The 16,303-nt window shown below is 71.6% G+C and carries 18 protein-coding genes; 8 read left to right on the plus strand and 10 right to left on the minus strand.

Annotation, left to right across the window (positions count from 1 at the left end; translation table 11 throughout):
* Positions 1-131 precede the first annotated feature (131 nt).
* Positions 132-884 carry an SDR family NAD(P)-dependent oxidoreductase gene (locus ACZ6W9_RS15055; protein WP_362940945.1) on the minus strand — a complete coding sequence of 251 codons (753 nt, stop codon included), beginning with the start codon at positions 882-884 and terminating at the stop codon, positions 132-134.
* A gap of 313 nt (positions 885-1,197) precedes the next feature.
* Here ACZ6W9_RS15055 and ACZ6W9_RS15060 point away from each other — a divergent pair, with 313 nt between their 5' ends.
* From ACZ6W9_RS15060 to ACZ6W9_RS15075, 4 genes are all read left to right on the plus strand, one after another.
* Positions 1,198-2,604, plus strand: a complete 1,407-nt coding sequence (locus ACZ6W9_RS15060; protein ID WP_389963428.1) for an FAD-dependent oxidoreductase — start codon at positions 1,198-1,200, stop codon at positions 2,602-2,604.
* On the plus strand, positions 2,601-4,379 hold the full coding sequence (locus ACZ6W9_RS15065) for an amino acid adenylation domain-containing protein (RefSeq protein ID WP_470118159.1): 1,779 nt from the start codon (positions 2,601-2,603) through the stop codon (positions 4,377-4,379). The genes ACZ6W9_RS15060 and ACZ6W9_RS15065 overlap by 4 nt, the downstream gene beginning before the upstream one ends.
* The gene (locus tag ACZ6W9_RS15070) at positions 4,376-5,752 is read left to right on the plus strand and encodes a condensation domain-containing protein (protein WP_470118161.1); all 1,377 of its coding nucleotides are present in this window, start codon (positions 4,376-4,378) and stop codon (positions 5,750-5,752) included. Before ACZ6W9_RS15065 ends, ACZ6W9_RS15070 begins: the two co-directional genes overlap by 4 nt.
* 272 nt (positions 5,753-6,024) lie before the next feature.
* A complete protein-coding gene (locus tag ACZ6W9_RS15075) occupies positions 6,025-6,555 on the plus strand; it encodes a GNAT family N-acetyltransferase (protein ID WP_389963437.1) in 531 nt (176 codons plus the stop codon).
* 77 nt (positions 6,556-6,632) lie between these two features.
* Here ACZ6W9_RS15075 and ACZ6W9_RS15080 read toward each other — a convergent pair whose 3' ends face one another.
* From ACZ6W9_RS15080 to ACZ6W9_RS15095, 4 genes are all read right to left on the minus strand, one after another.
* On the minus strand, positions 6,633-7,433 hold the full coding sequence (locus ACZ6W9_RS15080; RefSeq protein ID WP_470118163.1) for a class I SAM-dependent methyltransferase: 801 nt from the start codon (positions 7,431-7,433) through the stop codon (positions 6,633-6,635).
* Positions 7,434-7,525: 92 nt separating this feature from the next.
* Complete coding sequence (locus tag ACZ6W9_RS15085) at positions 7,526-7,852, minus strand: VOC family protein (protein ID WP_389963443.1); 327 nt, start codon at positions 7,850-7,852, stop codon at positions 7,526-7,528.
* A gap of 75 nt (positions 7,853-7,927) precedes the next feature.
* On the minus strand, positions 7,928-8,347 hold the full coding sequence (locus ACZ6W9_RS15090; RefSeq protein WP_389963446.1) for a hypothetical protein: 420 nt from the start codon (positions 8,345-8,347) through the stop codon (positions 7,928-7,930).
* A 246-nt stretch (positions 8,348-8,593) separates the two neighbouring features.
* Positions 8,594-9,547: an ATP-binding protein gene (locus ACZ6W9_RS15095; protein ID WP_470118165.1), complete on the minus strand. Its 954-nt coding sequence runs from the start codon at positions 9,545-9,547 to the stop codon at positions 8,594-8,596.
* A gap of 236 nt (positions 9,548-9,783) precedes the next feature.
* On the opposite strand from ACZ6W9_RS15095, the gene ACZ6W9_RS15100 reads away from it, so the two are divergent.
* Positions 9,784-10,605: a helix-turn-helix domain-containing protein gene (locus ACZ6W9_RS15100; RefSeq protein ID WP_470118167.1), complete on the plus strand. Its 822-nt coding sequence runs from the start codon at positions 9,784-9,786 to the stop codon at positions 10,603-10,605.
* Entirely contained in the window at positions 10,596-10,808 is a 213-nt protein-coding gene (locus ACZ6W9_RS15105) for a DUF397 domain-containing protein (protein ID WP_389963455.1), read from the plus strand. The genes ACZ6W9_RS15100 and ACZ6W9_RS15105 overlap by 10 nt, the downstream gene beginning before the upstream one ends.
* Before the next feature lie 346 nt (positions 10,809-11,154).
* Here the strand turns inward: ACZ6W9_RS15105 and ACZ6W9_RS15110 are convergent, their stop codons facing one another.
* From ACZ6W9_RS15110 to ACZ6W9_RS15120, 3 genes are all read right to left on the minus strand, one after another.
* Positions 11,155-11,442 carry a DUF4287 domain-containing protein gene (locus tag ACZ6W9_RS15110; protein WP_389963458.1) on the minus strand — a complete coding sequence of 96 codons (288 nt, stop codon included), beginning with the start codon at positions 11,440-11,442 and terminating at the stop codon, positions 11,155-11,157.
* 261 nt (positions 11,443-11,703) lie between these two features.
* Positions 11,704-12,144, minus strand: coding sequence for a GNAT family N-acetyltransferase (locus ACZ6W9_RS15115; RefSeq protein ID WP_470118169.1), 441 nt, complete (start codon positions 12,142-12,144; stop codon positions 11,704-11,706).
* Between the two features lie 94 nt (positions 12,145-12,238).
* The gene (locus tag ACZ6W9_RS15120; protein WP_389963464.1) at positions 12,239-12,754 is read right to left on the minus strand and encodes a winged helix-turn-helix transcriptional regulator; all 516 of its coding nucleotides are present in this window, start codon (positions 12,752-12,754) and stop codon (positions 12,239-12,241) included.
* A 95-nt stretch (positions 12,755-12,849) separates the two neighbouring features.
* Between ACZ6W9_RS15120 and ACZ6W9_RS15125 the strand changes: the two genes are divergently transcribed.
* Together ACZ6W9_RS15125 and ACZ6W9_RS15130 are read left to right on the plus strand one after the other, a co-directional pair.
* Complete coding sequence (locus ACZ6W9_RS15125; protein ID WP_389963467.1) at positions 12,850-13,425, plus strand: dihydrofolate reductase family protein; 576 nt, start codon at positions 12,850-12,852, stop codon at positions 13,423-13,425.
* A complete protein-coding gene (locus ACZ6W9_RS15130; RefSeq protein ID WP_389963470.1) occupies positions 13,419-14,252 on the plus strand; it encodes an MBL fold metallo-hydrolase in 834 nt (277 codons plus the stop codon). The genes ACZ6W9_RS15125 and ACZ6W9_RS15130 overlap by 7 nt, the downstream gene beginning before the upstream one ends.
* Positions 14,253-14,295: 43 nt before the next feature.
* On the opposite strand, the gene ACZ6W9_RS15135 is transcribed toward ACZ6W9_RS15130, so the two are convergent.
* Both ACZ6W9_RS15135 and ACZ6W9_RS15140 read right to left on the minus strand, forming a co-directional pair.
* Positions 14,296-14,955: a response regulator transcription factor gene (locus ACZ6W9_RS15135; protein WP_389963472.1), complete on the minus strand. Its 660-nt coding sequence runs from the start codon at positions 14,953-14,955 to the stop codon at positions 14,296-14,298.
* Complete coding sequence (locus ACZ6W9_RS15140; protein ID WP_470118172.1) at positions 14,943-16,214, minus strand: sensor histidine kinase; 1,272 nt, start codon at positions 16,212-16,214, stop codon at positions 14,943-14,945. Before ACZ6W9_RS15140 ends, ACZ6W9_RS15135 begins: the two co-directional genes overlap by 13 nt.
* Between the last annotated feature and the right edge of the window lie 89 nt (positions 16,215-16,303).

A 16,303-nucleotide genomic window follows, 5' to 3' on the forward strand; every position in this document is an offset into this window, starting at 1 on the left:
TTGCACAGCTTTCGCGGGCTGCACAGATTTCACGGATTTCGCGGAGAGTGCGGGGAGACGGCGGGCGCCGCCGCCTCCCCGGAAACGCCCGACGGTCCTCGCGGAACGGCTCGAAGCGGTTCTTCGGCGGATCACATGGGGACGGAGGTCGTGAGACCGCCGTCCACCGCGAGCTCCTGGCCGGTGATGTAGGAGGAGCGGGGCGACAGCAGGAACAGCGCGGCGTCCGCGACGTCCTCGGCCGCGCCCAGCCGGCCCAGCGCCACCTGCGCGCGGCACGCCTCCTGCGCCTCGGGGGTGTTGGAGATCCCCTCGAACATCTCGGTCACGATGTAGCCGGGGCTGATCGCGTTGACCCGGATGCCCTTGGCCGCCAGGTCGGGGGAGAGGGTGCGGACCAGGTTGATGACCGCGGCCTTGGTCGCCGCGTACACCGAGGTGAACGCCAGGCCGCGGTGGGCCAGCCAGGAGCCGTTGATCACGATCGCGCCGCCGTCGCCCATCAGGGCCGCCGCCTTGGCGATGGTGAAGTACACGCCCTTGAAGTTGACGCCCACCAGGGCGTCGAAGCCCTCCTCGGTGACACCGGCGCTGGGGGCGAAGTCGGCGATCCCCGCGTTGGCGAAGACGCCGTCCAGCCGGCCGAACCGCTCCCCGATGAGGGAGAAGAGCCGGTCGAGGTCCTCGGTGCGGGAGACGTCGGCCGCCACGGCCAGGACGCGGTCACCCGCGCCGAGCTCCTCGACCGCCTTGTCCAGGCGCTCCTGGCTGCGACCGGCGATCACGACCTGCGCGCCCGCCGCCAGGAGCTTCTGCGCCGTGGCGAGGCCCATGCCGCTGCCGCCACCGGTGATGAGAACTGTTCTGTTCGCAAACTCCGTCATGCGGTCAGAATCACACGCGGGTGTTTCCGCGACATCCTCGGAATTGCGCTCCTCCTTCTTCCGGAGCGCCTTTCTCGATCGTCTTTACGGCGGCATGCCGCGCCTCCTTTCCGGTCCGCCGGATCCCCGTCCTTCCGGGTCCGCCAGGCAGCATTCCAGAAGATGCCCGGTGTAATTCCGGATGTGACGCTGTAGCGGATAGAGCAGCGGACCGCCCGTCTCACGGAGAAGGGCGGGCGCCCCGGCCGGCCGTACGGGACCGGCGGGCGACGACGGATCGCTGAAGGAAATCTTGAGCCGAGGAGGCGCTCCAATGGGTGATGTGGCAAAGACCCGTGCGGTGGTGCTCGGTGGAAGCCTCGCTGGGCTGTTCGCGGCCCGGGTGCTCGCCGACGCCTATGACGAGGTGCTCATCGTCGACCGCGACGTCCTGATCGGAGTGGAGGGGCCGCGCCGGGGTTGCCCGCAGAGCCGCCACATCAACGGACTGCTGGCCCGCGGCCAGCAGGTCATGGAGGAGCTGTACCCGGGGATCACCGAGGAGCTGTTCGCCGACGGCGTGCCCACCGGCGACCTCGCCGGGAACGTCCGCTGGTACTTCCACGGCAAGCCCATCAAGCAGCAGCACGCCGGCCTGGTGTGCGTGGCCGCCAGCCGTCCCAAGCTGGAGCACCACATCCGTGAGCGGACCCGGGCGCTGACCAACATCGCCTTCGCCGAGCGGCACGACATCCTCGGCCTGGAGACCACGCCCGACAACAGCCGGGTCACCGGCGTGCGGGTGCAGCCGCTGGAGGAGGAGGGCGCCGGCGAGAAGGTCATCGACGCCGACCTCGTGGTCGACGCCACCGGCCGTGGCTCGCGCACCCCCATCTGGCTGGAGGCCCTGGGCTACGCCCGGGTCGAGGAGGAGCGGACGAAGATCGGTCTGGGCTACGTCACCCAGCACTACCGCCTGACCGCCGACCCCTACCACGGCGACCTGTCCATCAACCCGGTCGCCTCGCCCGAGCTGCCCCGCGGCGCCATCTTCACCAAGACCGACGGCGACCGGGTCGAGCTGACCACCTACGGCATCCTGGGCGACCACCCGCCGACCACCCAGGAGGGCCTGTACGAGTGGATCAAGTCGCTCGCGGTGCCCGACATCTACGACGCCCTGCAGCACGCCGAGCCGCTGGACGAGCCGGTGGCGTTCCGCTTCCCCACGACCCTGCGCCGCCACTACGAGAAGATGACCCGCTTCCCCGACGGCCTGCTGGTCACCGGCGACGCGGTGTGCTGCTTCAACCCGGTGTACGCCCAGGGCATGACCGTCGCCGCGCTCAGCGCGCTGGTCATCCGCCAGCACCTGCACACCGGCGCGGCCCCCGACCCCTTCCAGTACTTCTCCGACCTGTCGCGCAACGTCATCGACCAGCCGTGGGAGATGACCCACACCGTGGACCTCAGCTTCCCCGGCGTCGAGGGGCAGCGCACCCCGCAGCTCCGCGCGGCCCAGGCGTTCCTGAACCTGGTGCAGACCGCCGCCACCCGCGACGGCGTGGTCGCCGCCGCCTACATGCGCGGCGCCGGCCTGATCGACGGTCCCGAGGCGCTGATGCGGCCGAAGATGCTCGCCCGCATCCTGTGGAACGCCCTGCCCTGGGGCAAGCCGGCCGCGCAGCCGCGCCGCAGCCCGTCCACGCCGGCGGAGAAGCCCAAGGCGTCGGTGTCGTGACCGCCTCCCCGGTGACGGCCGCCGTCTTCACCGGGCGGCCGGTCCATGAGCTGGTACGGCGGCACGCCCGGGCGACCCCCGACGCGGTCGCCGTCACCGGGGAGGGACGAGGAGTCTCCTACCGCGACCTGCTGCGGCGGGCCGACGCGGTCGCCGGCGTCCTGCGGGACGCCGGCGGGGTGCGCGGCCTGCCGGTGGCGGTGCGGATGGACCCGGGACCCGGCCTGGCGGCGGCGGCGCTCGGCGTCCTCGCCGCCGGCGGCCACCTGCTCTGCCTCGACACCTCCGAGGCGGGCGGGCGCAGCAGGGCGGTCCTTGAGGACCTGCGGCCGGCGTTCCTGCTGCTCGACGGGGCCGCCCCGGCCGGGGACGACCTCCTGACCTGGTACCGCGACGCCCTGGGCGGAACGGTCCTGGACGCCGGGCCGTCCCCGGGCTCCGCGGCGTCACCCGTGCCGTCACCGGGAACAGGCGGGGATGTCCGGACCGGTGCGGACGCGGACCTCGTGGCGGGGGAGACCCCGGAGACGGCGGACGCGGCGGGCGGCCACCCGGACGGGCGGGCGGACGACCGGCTGGACGGGTGGATGTACGTCACCTACACCTCCGGCTCCACCGGCCGTCCCAAGGGCATCCCCCAGACCCACCGTGGCTTCGCCCAGTTCATGGACTGGTTCGCCGCGGAATTCCGGATCGGCCCCGGAGCCAGGGTGGCCCAGTGGGCGGCGCCCGGCTACGACGCGAGCCTGGTGGAGATGTTCGCCCCGCTCACCTCGGGCGCGACCCTCTGCCCGGTCCCGGCGAAGCTGCGGGCCAACCCGGAGAAGCTCGCCGCCTGGCTCGCCGCCGAAGGCGTCACGCACCTGCAGACGGTCCCGAGCTTCGCCCGCCGCCTGCTGGAGGCCGTCACCGCCCCCGGCGCGCGGCCGCCCGCCTCGCTCGGCTGCCTCCTGCTGGCCGGGGAGGCGCTGACCGGCGAGCTGGCGGACGGCGTCCGCGCGGCGCTGCCCGCCGTACGGCTGGTCAACCTGTACGGCCCCACCGAGTCGATCCTGGCGGCCTGGCACGAGGTGACCGGGACGGAGGGCGACCGCGTCCCGATCGGCCGGCCCATCCCCGGCCGGGACATCCTGGTGCTGGACGGCCGGGACCGGCCCTGCCCCGACGGAGCCGTCGGCGACCTGGTCGTCCGCAGCCCGTACGTCACGCCGGGATACGTCGGCGCGGCGGCCGGGGACCTGTCGGGCTTCCGGCCGCCGCCGGGCGCGCACGGGCCGGACCGCTTCTACCGCACCGGCGACCGGGGACGCCGCACCGAGGACGGGCTGCTGGAGTTCCACGGCCGCCGCGACCACCAGGTGAAGGTCAACGGCGTCCGCCTCGAACTCGGCGACGTCGAGTCGGCGCTGGCCGCGCACGACTCGGTGGCCGAGTGCGCGGTGGTGGCCGTTCCCGGCAGACACCGGCAGGTCGCCGGCCTGGCCGCCTACATCGTGCCGCGCGACCCCGCGGCCGGCGACGCGACGCCGGCCGCCTGGCGGGCCGCCCTGCGCCGGTGGTTCGGCCGGGCCACGCCGCCCGTGACCTTCACCGTCGTCGGCCGCCTGCCGCGCACCGCCGGCGGCAAGGCGGACCGCGACACGCTGCGCCGCCTGGCGGCGATCCCCGAACCGCCCGCGCCCGGCCCTGGGCCGACGGCGAGACCCCGGCCCGACGACGCAACCCCCACCCCACGAAGCAAGCAGCACGCCGGCATGAGGAGCCAGGAGCAATGAGCGTTTCCGAGGTGCCAAGCCTGACCGCCGACATCACGAGCGACGGGCCGGACCGCGTCCCCCTGTCGTTCAACCAGGAGTTCCTGCGCGCGTTCGACAAGGGAGACGAGGAGGGGCCGTTCGGCCCCCGCTACACCATCGTCTGCGGCTGGCGGCTCACCGGGCCCCTCGACCCGGCCGCCCTGCAGCGGGCCCTGCACGACGTCGTCGCCCGGCACGAGGCCCTGCGCACCGAGATCCGCCGAGGCGAGGACGGCCACCAGCTGATCGCCCCGCCCGGCCTGGCGCGGCTCGACGTCCGCGACCTGTCCGGCCTCGCCCTCGCCGACCGCGAGCTGGCCGCCGAGCAGCTGCTCAACGAGGTCGAGGCCGAGCCGTACCCGATGAGCGACCTGCCGCTGCTGCGCGCCGTGGTCGGCCGGTTCGACGAGCGCGACGCGGTGCTCGCGCTGATGGCCCACCACACCGCCGTCGACGAGTGGTCGATGCGGGTCCTCATGCGCGACCTGGCCGCCCGGTACGCGGTCCGGAGCGGGCACGACGCCGAACTGCCCGATGTGCCGCAGTACCGCGACTACGTCGCCTGGGAGCGCTCCGGCGTGGACCCGCAGTGGCTGGGCAAGGCGCAGGCGTACTGGCGGGAGAAGTTGGACGGCGCCCACATGCTGGGCACGAGGACCGACCACCCCCACTCGGCCGGCCTGCCCAAGCTGACCGGCTGGCGGCGCTTCACCTTTCCCGCAGACGTCACCTCGGCCGTCCAGCGGATCGGCAAGGAGACCCGCTGCTCGCCGTTCATGGTGCTGCTCGCCGCCTACGTGCGGTTCCTCCAGGAGAAGACCGGGACCGACGACGTCGTCATCCCGACCTTCTCCTCCGGCCGGGGCCCGGCGCGGTTCCACGAGACCGTGGGGTCGTTCTTCAACTTCATGCCGCTGCGGACGGACCTGACCGGCTGCGACGACTTCCGCGACGTCGTCACCCGGGTCCGGACGAGCTGCGTCCAGGCCTACTCCCACGACATCCCGTTCGGCCAGGTCCTCCAGCAGGCCCCGGAGCTCATGCTGCCGGTGATGCAGGACGACATGGCCCTGGTCGCCTTCCAGGTGTTCCGGTCGCCGTTCCCCTCCGAGCGCGGCACCGCCGGGGATCTGGAGTACTCGGTGATCCGCAGGCGGCTGCTGTCGCAGCCGGTGGGCGGCGACATCCCGGACGGCGCGATGTGGCACCTGGAGCTCGAACCCGGCGGTGAGATCGTCGGTTCCATGGCCTACAACAGCAACCTCTTCGACCCCGCCACCATCGACGACATGGTGACGTCGTTCGGCGCCGTCCTGCGCCGCCTGGTCCTCCCCTCCGGCGAAGAGGGCTGACCCCGGCCCGCCCCGCCTTCCGGTGAGGAGGGCAGACCCCCGCCCTCCGCGCCCCCGCCGAGGAGGACCGATCCCGCCCTCCGCACTCCGGCACACCGCGCCGGGGCCGTCCATACGACGGCCCCGGCGCGTCCGCGCGCCCGGCTTCCCCACGAGATCGACCGGCCGGCCCGGCGTGCGGTAGGCCGGAGGCGTGACCGGCCGCTGACCGTACCCCCGGTGACCCGAAGGGCGAAGCCCATCCCTCGACCCCACCGCGTAGGGTCTCCTCCATGAAGGGCATGATCAAGATCCGTGAGGCGGGGCCCGGCGACGGGGACGTCCTCGGCGAGATCCACGCGACCTCCTGGGGCGTCTCGCACGGCCCGCTGTGCACGCCGGAGGTCGCCGCCGCCGGTGTCCAGGAGCGGCGCACCAAGTGGAACGCCATCCTGGCCGAGGACAGGGCGGAGGACGAGGACACGATCCTGATCGCGGTCATGGACGGTCGGCCGGGAGCCTTCGCCCGCTTCGGGGCCTCCTCCGATCCCGGTCTCGCGGAGATCCACACCTTCTTCGCCCACCCGGACGTCTGGGGCAGCGGTCTCGCGGCGGCCCTGCTGGTCGCCACACTGGGCCGGCTGAGGGAGGGCGGCTACGACCGCGTGCACCTGTGGACGCTCCGGGATTCACCCCAGGCGCGCCGTTTCTACGCCAAGCACGGTTTCGGCGAGACCGGCAGGCGACACGACCACGACTTCGGCGAGGGTCCTCCGATCGCCCTCATGGAGCTCGTGCGAACCGTGCCCGGCCCCGGTCTGTGACGCAGACCGTGCCTAGCCCGGTCTGTGACGAGCAGACCGGGTGACCGCCTCGGCGCACGGAAACCCGGCCCGTACGGTCAGGCGTCGGCCCGGGGACGCCGGGCGACGGTCAGCAGGTGGGCGCTGACCCCCAGGAGCGAGGGCACCGACTCCATCGACCGCTGGGCGTCGAGCAGGAGCCGGCGGCGTTCCGGGTCATCGAGCCAGTCGTCGACGTCTCCGTACAGCCAGAAGGCGCCTTCCAGCCCGTACCGCTCGGCGCCGGGAAGACCCGCGTCGGCGAACTCTCCGGGAATGTCCTCCGGGTCGTGGAGGTAGGCGGGGAAACCGTCGCCGGGGGAGACGATGTGCCCGTCCCGCACCGCCGCGTGCGCCGCCTCCCGCGGTTGCTCCTGAGCGTAGAAGCCGGTGAGGACCATGTCGTGCACGGCCGCGTGGCGGTTGATGGTCGCGGCGGCCACCGTGCCGCCGGGCCGTACCGCGCGCCGGGCCTCTGCCAGCGCCCGCACCCGGTCGGCGCGTTCGGTCAGGTGGTAGAGCGGGCCCAGGAGCAGCACCGCGTCCACGCTCGCGTCCGGCACCGGCAGTTCCCGCGCGTCACCCGGCCGCGCCGTCACCCCGGCCAGCTTCGAGGCCCGCTCCACGTGCAGGGGCACCGGGTCCAGCAGTTCGACGTCGTAGCCGTCGGCGGCCAGCCACTCGGCGTGCACCCCGGTGCCGCCGCCCACGTCCAGCACCCGGGCCGGAGCCGGGGGCAGCGTACGGCGCAGCACGTCCTGCGTCCGCCAGAGCTCCAGCCGGCCGTGCCCCGTACGAAGCCGGCCGTCCTCCCTGTCCTGCCCGTAGTAGGCGAGCAGCAGTTCCCTCGTCACAGCCATACTCGATCATGCTGTGCCCCGTTCGCCCCGGGCAAACGGTTTGTCCTCCGTCGCGTCACCTGACACTCCGGGCGCACCTCATGTCGCCGGGGTCATGCCCCCGAGAACACGATGCCGTTGCCGTCGGGGTCGGTCACGACGAGGATGCGTGAGGCGGTGACCTGCCGGACTCCGTGATCTATACCCTCACGTGTCAGCCTGTCGGCGAGGGCGTCCAGGTCGGACTCGTCCACGACCATCGTCGAACGTCCGGCGCGTTCGGCGTCCTCCCACAGCTGCACGCCGAAGTTCGGAGCCAGATGCCACTCGGCCATGCCGTCCATGGGCCGGGCGTCGGCGTCCCTGCCGAACAGCTTCGCATACCATCCGATGGCGCGTTCGAGGTCGACGATCGTCATCTGCGCGAGCAGTCGAGTCATGGCCATGCCTCACCGACTGCCCGTTCGCCGGCGCGTCATGCACGACGCGGTACGACCGGAGGCGGCCGGTGAGGGTCAGGAGGCGGGGAACCTCCTGACCGCGGCGGACAACCAGACGGCCAGCGCGGTGACGGCCATGACGGCGATGGCGATCAGCACGGGAAAGTACCAGCCTGGGAAAAGAGACCCGAGAACGACGTCGAGGGCGAAATAAAACAAGATCACGTAAGTGCTCAACAGAGCCAGCACGAGAGTGAACAGGTATGCCGTGCCGACGGCCGTGCACAGCACGAGGCCCCCGACGGTGGATCGACGGTTCAGCCGGCCACCCGATACGGCCAATACGGCCGCCTCGACGGCGAGGATGAGAGCGATGCCGAGCAACATTCTCCGCGCCGACGCGATCTCCCCGTCCAGCTGGCTCGGCAGCAGTGGATTTTCGTACATGGAGTCGAGCCCCGCCCGGACGGCCGACTGGAGTGCGATCAGGGTCACTCCGGCGTACAACACCGGCGCCGCCAGAGCACACAGCAGAGCGAGCGAGCGCTTCGGATGTCGAAGTTTCATGATCGGTTGGACGGCCGACTCGAATTGAACGTTCCATGACGGATCACCTTCTCGACGCCTGAGCCGGATTCTTTCCGCCGCTGGAAGTGCCGGTGCGCGGTCCGTCATGGAGGCGGATCGATGGACGGGCACCACTCTGGACAGCCGGCGCGGTATCACCCCTACCGGGGCTCTTCACCGCGGAAGGTCCCAGCGGGCCCAGACGGTTTTGCCGGGGGTGTCGGGGAGTGGGGTGACGCCGAAGGCGTCGGAGAGGGCTTCGACGATGGTCAGGCCGCGGCCGTGGACGGCGTCGAGGCCGAGGTTCAGGCGGCGCGGCAGTTCGGGGCCGCGGTCGGACACCTCGATCCACAGCGCCCCGTCCTCCGCGCGGAGGGTGAGCCGGACCAGTGGCTCGCCGTAGGAGATGGCGTTGGCCAGCAGTTCGCCGGCGGTCAGGACCACGTCGTCGGCGAGGTGGCCGAGGCCCCATGCGGTGAGCGTCTCCTCCACCAGCCCGCGCGTCTTGCCGATGACCGACAGGTCGTGGGGGAGCGTCCACTGCGCGGCGCGCGGGCCGTACGGCGTCACGGGCATGGCGTCTTCCGGGAGTGACGGCGGGACGGGTGCCGACAGGGGAGTGGTCCGGCCCCCATTCGGACCGGCCGGAGCGGCGAGGGAGGGGTACGGTCCGGCGGCGCGTTCGGCGCCGCGCATCAGGCGGCGCAGTCCGTCGGTCCCTGCGGCGTGCACGATCAGCGGTTCCGGGGCGGGCCAGGCGGCGACGGCGTAGAAGCGGCGGGTGCCGACGCCGTACCAGACGGTCCAGGCGGGCTCGGCCTCGTCCAGGCGCCGGGCGGAGTCGCGGTGGGCGCCGTCCCAGGGGTGAGGCCGGGCCGCCGTGACGGGTGCGCCGTGCCGGTGCCGTCCGCGCCGGGCCGGGGGTGGAGCGGACGGCTCGGGGCGCTCCGGCCGGAGACGGTCACTCTGGTGCGGGGGTGCGGAGGCACCCTGAGGCGCGGGTGCGGAGGGCGGTTCGGGGTGGTCCGGCTCGCTCGCGTGGGGGTTGCCGGAAGGTGATAAACCCGTGCCCACGGAACGGCCGGGTCGATCGCCCGGACCGGTCGGATCCGCTCTTTCGACGGCCATTAGTTCCTCCTTTTTCCGGACATTTCCGCCGGTTCTCTCGGAGATCCAGAAGGCGACTCTTCTAGAGAGGCGAAAGGGCCTCCACGTGGGATCTCACGCGAGACGTTTCCCTTCACAGGGTGCCCTCGGGCCACTACTTTGGGTATGGAACCCCAGGCACACACCCGTGACACTTTGTGTCATTGCTGTGACGTCCGCGCGCCGGGATATACCCCCCTTTTCCCGATGGAGGAAAGATGTCGGAATACTCCAAAGCCGGCCTCCCCCTAAAGCCGTGGACGTTCTTCGGCAACGAGCTGTGCAAGCACCGCAAGCGAGCCGGGTTCACCCAGCAGGCGCTCGCCGAGGCGACGCAGTTCAGCCGGAGCCTGCTGAGCTTCATCGAGCGGGGCGAGCGCACCCCCAGCCGTAACCTGGCCCAACGCTGCGACGATGCCCTGGACGCGAACGGGAACCTCATCCGGCTCTGGTCGCAGATCACCCGGGACGCCAGTCCCCGGTGGTTCCGCGGCTGGCTGGACATCGAGCAGGACGCGCACACCCTGCACACCTGGGAGCCCCTGGTCTTCCCCGGCCTGCTGCAGACCGAGGAGTACGCGCGGGCCGTCATTCGCGGCGAGCCGGGCATATCCGATGAGCAGGTGGAAAAGGCCGTCGCCGCCCGAATGGAAAGGCAGCAGATCTTCAACCGGACCAAGCCGCCGCTTTTCCGGGCGATCATCGACGAAGGAGTCCTTCACCGCCTGATCGGCGGGAGGAAAGCCATGCGCCGTCAACTCCAGGCGATTCTGGAGGCGGTAGAGTCGCCGCGGATCGGCGTCCAGGTCATTCCCCTGACCCTGGGGGTGACGACGGGCATTCTCGGCGGCTTCGTGATCGCGCAGCTTCCGGAGGACTCGGACGCGGCGTACATCGAATCGACGATCAACGGGCACGTGACAAGCCGCCCGGAGGACGTCGATGCTGTGCGCAGCAGATACGACATCCTGCGTGCCGAGGCGCAGCCCCGGCACGTGTCCCTCACCCTGATCAGAGAGGCGGAGAAACTGTGGAGCTGAGCGACGAGCTGAAGACCGCCGCCTGGCGCAAGGCCACCAAGAGCGGGTCCAACCAGGGCAACTGCCTGGAGGTGGCTCCGTTGTCCGGTGGGCGGGTCGGGTTGCGTGACACCGAGGCTCCGGGGCGGGCGCCGTTCGTGGTGAGCGCGAGTGTGTGGGACGCGTTCATCGACGGCGCGAAGAAGGGCGAGTTCGACTTCTGACCCTCGAACGCGAGGGAGGCCCCGGTGTGGCCGTGTGCGCCGCATCCGCTGGGAACCATGAGGCGGGACATGGTGTCGTTCGTGGGGGAATCCAAGGGCCGGGCATGACGACGGCCCCCAGGAGGAGCCTTCCTGGGGGCCGTCGTGGTCCTCCCGGTCGTCGCGGCCGGGCCGTACGCGGAAGCAGGCCGTACGGCGGGCGGTCCGTGGCGCGGGGGAGGGGCGCCGGGCATTCGGTCCTTGAAGAGGTCCGTGACCTCGGACGCTTCGTGCCTTCGGAAAAGGCCCGGAGCCCGTACCGGCGGTCACCGGTCCGGTCGTCCGGAGGCCGGGGCGGGCCGGCTCGTCAGGGCCGGTTGTTCTTGCCGTCCAGCCACAGCACGTCGGATTCGTCGCGGTGGGAACCCGAACTGCCGACGTGCTTGGCGTCGATCTGCGGCCCCTTCTTGATCACGTGTACCAGCGCCATCGCGTGTCCACGGCCGAGATCGTAGTCCTGCTTCAGCCAATCGATGATCACTCCGGCCTTCGTGGCCGGGGCGTCGAAGCCGCGTTCCTTCGCCAGGGTGATGAACTCGCGCGGCGTCAGCCCGGTCTTTTCCTCAATATTGTCAAGGTATGCCTGAAATGACATGATTTCTCCGTTCTATGGTGCAGCGCCCCATGCTAGCCCGCTGATAGCGGTTTGTCCGATGGGCGGGTCCATGACCGGAGTTCTTTCATATCGTTCCGGGTGAAGCCGTCGATTCGGCCGTTCGCCGTCACGGGCCGTGTTCCTTCACGAAGAGACAGCGGCCCGCTCACGGCCCCGAGCAAGGCGACGTCCCGCTGTGGCCCTGTGACGCGCCTGCCATGGCGAGAGGAAGGTGACCTCCGCGCCCGCCCAAGGGCTGCTTCAGAGGCTCTTCGGGTCGCGTACCCGCAGGCCGAAGGCCGACAGGCCCTGCTCGTGGTGCTCGATCAGTCCGAGGCGCCGGTAGAAGGCGTGATTGGCGGGGCTTTCGGGGGTGGATTCGTGGTCGGTGGTGAGGACGAAGTAGCGGCAGTGCGCGTACCGGTCCTTGAGGTGCTCCAGCAACCGGCGGCCGACGCCCTTGCCGTGGTACCGGGCGTTGACCAGCAGTTCCTGCACATAGCAGACGACCTCGTCGTCGGACACCGTCCGTGCCAGGCCGAGCAGGCGGCCCGACTCGTCCCTGGCGGTGACGACCAGGTGCGAGCCGGCCAGGCTCCGGCACACCCGGGCGACGTCGCGCGTCCACGGGTGCCAGCCGACCGAGTCGTAGAGCTCACGCACCTCGGCCTCGTCGAACGACGTCTCCTGAGCGATGATCACCAATTACGGGTCTCCTTGATGTTCCCGGCATGAAGCGACGCGTCAAGCGTAGCCGGGGAGGCCTCCCCGGCTACGCCGATCGAAGTCGTGATGATCATGGATGAGGTGCGGCCGGGTCCTCGCCTGTCCGCCCCGCGGTGGCGGTGTAGGCGGCGTCGAGTCGCTCGAACGCGCCCGGACCGTCGTGCGGTTTCGGTGGGGCGTCGAGGTGGCGGACGCGGAGCTCGTCCATGAGCTCCTCGACGAACGCCGGGCCCTCGTCGCGCATGATCTGCTGCCGGATTCGGAGCTCGGCGCTGCCGGATCTCCAGTCGAGGCCCCAGTTGCCGAGGGCGTAGATGATCGGCAGGGTCTGGATGCCGGCCTCGGTGAGGCTGAAGCGTGCGCGCTGTCCGCGGGCCGCGGTGCCGCGGGTGAGGATCCCCGCGTCGATGAGCCGTTTGAGGCGGTCGGCGAGGATGTTCGAGGCGATGCCCTCGATCGATCCGGTGAGCAGCGCACGGAAGTGCCGGCGGTCACCGAAGATGACGTCGCGCAGCACGAGCAGCGACCAGCGATCTCCGAGTATCTCGACGGCGGCGTTGACCGGGCATCCGGACCGTGGTTCCACGACTCCTCCTTGACAGGCGTTTCGCCCCCAATATAGTGGTTGCGAAATGCAATCACTATGGGGATGGGGAGATGATGGGCCGTTTCCTGTATTGGATGAACGTGTCCCTCGACCTGCGGATCGAGCAGGTCCCGGGGGACGATGGCGCCGGCGAGTGGCTTCGCATCGACGAGGACCTGCACCGCGAGTTCAACGCGCGGGCACGGGCGCTCGCGATGATGGTCCAGGGCCGGGTCATGTACGAGACCATGGAGGAGTACTGGCCGCGGGCACGCGAGGACGCGTCGCTGCCTGACGTCCTGCGTGAATACGGCGAGATCTGGACCACGACGCCCAAGGTGCTCGTCTCCCGCACCCGCCGCGACGCCGGTCACGGCACCCGGGTCATCGGCGGGGACGACGCGATCGAGCAGCTCGCCGCTCTGCGTGCCCGGACCGACGGCACCATCGGGGTGGGCGGAGCGATGCTCGCGACGCAGCTGCTCCGCGCCGGTCTGCTCGACGAGCTGTTGCTCTTCACCCATCCCTCGATCCTCGGCTTCGGCAGGCCGCTGTTCGACGACTACGACCGGCCCATCGATCTCGACCTCCTGGAGCAGCGATCGTTCGCCCACGGCGTCACGATGCACCACTACGCCGTCCGGGACACGAAGGAGATGAGCGCATGCTGACGCGGGTCGCGGAGGGCGTGTGGGTCCACCAGAGCGAGTTCGTGCGGAGCAACGCCGTCGTCGTGCGGGGCCGGGACGGGGTGCTGCTCATCGACCCCGGGGTGACCGGCGCCGAGATCGAATGCCTCGCGGACGACCTCCGTGAGGCGGGCCTATCCGTCGTGGCGGGGTTCTCCACGCATCCGGACTGGGACCACCTGCTCTGGCACGAACGGCTCGGCGAGGTCCCCCGGTACGGCACGGCGCGCTGCGCGGCCACCGTACGGGATCAGCTGTCGGACGCGGGTGCGAAAGACCGCGTCGCCGACCACCTGCTGGAGACGGAGGTCGCCGGGCAGGTGCCGCTCGACCTCCTCGGCCGCATCACCGGCCTGCCCGCCGAAACCACAGAGATCTCCTGGGACGGCCCCAGGATCCGGATCATCGAGCATCAGGCGCACGCCCCGGGCCATGCGGCCCTGCTGATCGAGGAGCGCGGGGTCCTCGTCGCCGGAGACATGCTCTCCGACGTCCTGGTTCCGATGCTCGACCCGGACGCCGCCGACCCGGTCGAGGACCATCTCGCCGCGCTGGACCTGATCGAGGAGATGGCGGGCGGTGCCGACGTCGTCGTCCCCGGCCACGGGTCCGTCGGCGGAGCCGATCAGATACGGGCGCGGATCGACCTGGACCGGGCGTACGTGCTCGCGCTGCGGGACGGCCGGGTCCCCGCCGACCCGCGGATCGGCCCATCGGCCGAGCCCGGCTGGGAGTGGGTGAGCGACGTGCATGAATATCAACTCCGGCGTCTCGCCCGCGGAGGCGAGCACGACGGGACGCCCCGCTAGCGCCGGGCTCGTGCGGCCTCGGAGCCGGGACCTCAGCACGGCGTCAGCCGCGGCGCCGGGTCTCCTCCAGGTAGCGCAGGACGGCCGTGACCCTCCGGTCCGCCCGGTCGGCGGGCGCCAGGTCGAGTTTGGCGAAGATGCTGCGGATGTGCTTGTGGACGGCGCCTTCGCTGATGAAGAGCCGTTCGGAGATGGCGGTGTTGCCCAGTCCCTCGGCCATCACGGCGAGCACGTCGTGCTCCCGGGCGGTCAGCCGTTCCAGCCCGCTGTCGGTGCGGGTGCGGGTGAGCAGCTGCGCGACGACCTCGGGGTCGATGGCCGTGCCCCCGGCGGCCACCCGGTGCAGGGCGTCGAGGAACTGGTCGACACGGCCGACCCTCTCCTTGAGCAGGTATCCGAGCCGGTCGGTTCCGCCGGCGAGCAGTTCGGTGGCGAACGTCTCCTCGACGTAGGCGGACAACACGAGCACCGCCAGGCCGGGCTGAAGGCGTCTGGCCTCGACGGCCGCGGTGATGCCCTCGTCGGTGTGGGTCGGGGGCATCCGGACGTCGACGATGGCCACGTCGGGCCGGTGGGCGGCGACGGCCGCCAGGAAGGCGTCCGGGTGGTCGGTCGTGGCCACCACGTCGAGGGACTCGGCGCGCAGCAGCAGCGCGACCCCCTCGCGCAGCAGCGGGTCGTCCTCGGCTATCACGATCCGCACGGCAACCCCACTTCGAGCGCGGTCGGCCCACCGGGCGGGCTGGTCAGGGTGAGGCGGCCGTCGTGCGCCTCGACCCGGCTGCGGATGCCGGGGAGCCCGGAGCCGCGCCGTTCGTCCGCGCCACCGACGCCGTCGTCCTCGATCCGCAGGCACAGCCGGTCGCCCGCACGCCGTACGGTCACCGTGGCGTGCCGGGCCCGGCTGTGCCTGGAGACGTTGGTGAGCGCCTCGGCGGTCACGAAGTAGGCGGTGGCCTCGATGGAGGCGGGGCACCTGCCGAGCGCGTCGACGTCCACTCGGCAGGGCACACCGCAGTTCGCCGCGAGCCCGGCGAGCGCGCCGGCGAGCCCCCGGTCGGCCAGTACGGGCGGCAGGATGCCGCGGACGGCCGTACGGAGTTCGGACAGCGCCTGCTCGGCGGTCTCCTGGGCGCGTTCGAGCATGTCCTCCGCGTCCGGCCGGTTCCGGGCCAGCGCGCGGCGGGCCGCGCCGAGCAGCACGGTGACCGCGACCAGCCGGTTCTGCGCCCCGTCGTGCAGCGAGCGTTCGATCCGCCGCAGCTCCGCGGCGTGGGCGTCCAGCGCCGCCGCGCGGGTGGCCGACAGCTGCGCGATCCGCAGCGACAGGTCGACGTCGGCGGTGGGCGTCAGAAGCCGGCGCCCCGGCCACCCCTGCAACCGGGCCATCCCCGGCCCCAGCAGCAGGAAGCAGACGGCCATCGCCACGCCGAGCGCCGCGACCGCCATGGCGTCGGCGTCGTCACGCACGTCCCAGAACACCGGGGTCGGGGTGCGGTCCTCCGCGGGCAGCGCCCGCCACCACAGCGGATACGTGATGTTCTGCACGGCGTCCAGCACCATGGTCATCCCGGCCAGGCCGAGGAACAGGCCCAGCGTGCCGTGCGCGAGGAGCCAGCCCAACTCCCGCCGGACGACCGGGTCGGCGAGCGCGGCGCGCGCGCCGGACGGTGCGGGCCCCATGCCGACGATCTCCGGTCCCCAGCGGGACAGGCGGTCACGCTCCCGCTCGGCGACGGCCCGTACGGCACGCGGCACGGTGGGCAGCAGGAGCAGGCCCACACCGATCACACAGGTGAGCCCGGCCACGACGAGCCATGCCAGGGCGGCGAGCGCCAGCAGCGCGGTGCCGAGGCCGCCGACGAGGTGTCCGAACGCGACGGAGACGTCACGGACGCGTGCGGCGGCGCCCCTCCGGCCGTCCCGCCGGGTGCCGCCCGGTTCCGGCTGGTGCGCCGCCATCGTGCCACCCCCTTGGGCCAGAGATTTTAGGACATTTGATCCTTCGGGGCGGTGGCCGGTGCGGACTGCCGCCTACCGTGCCGTTGACG

The organism is Streptosporangium sp. NPDC053982 (assembly GCF_055585205.1).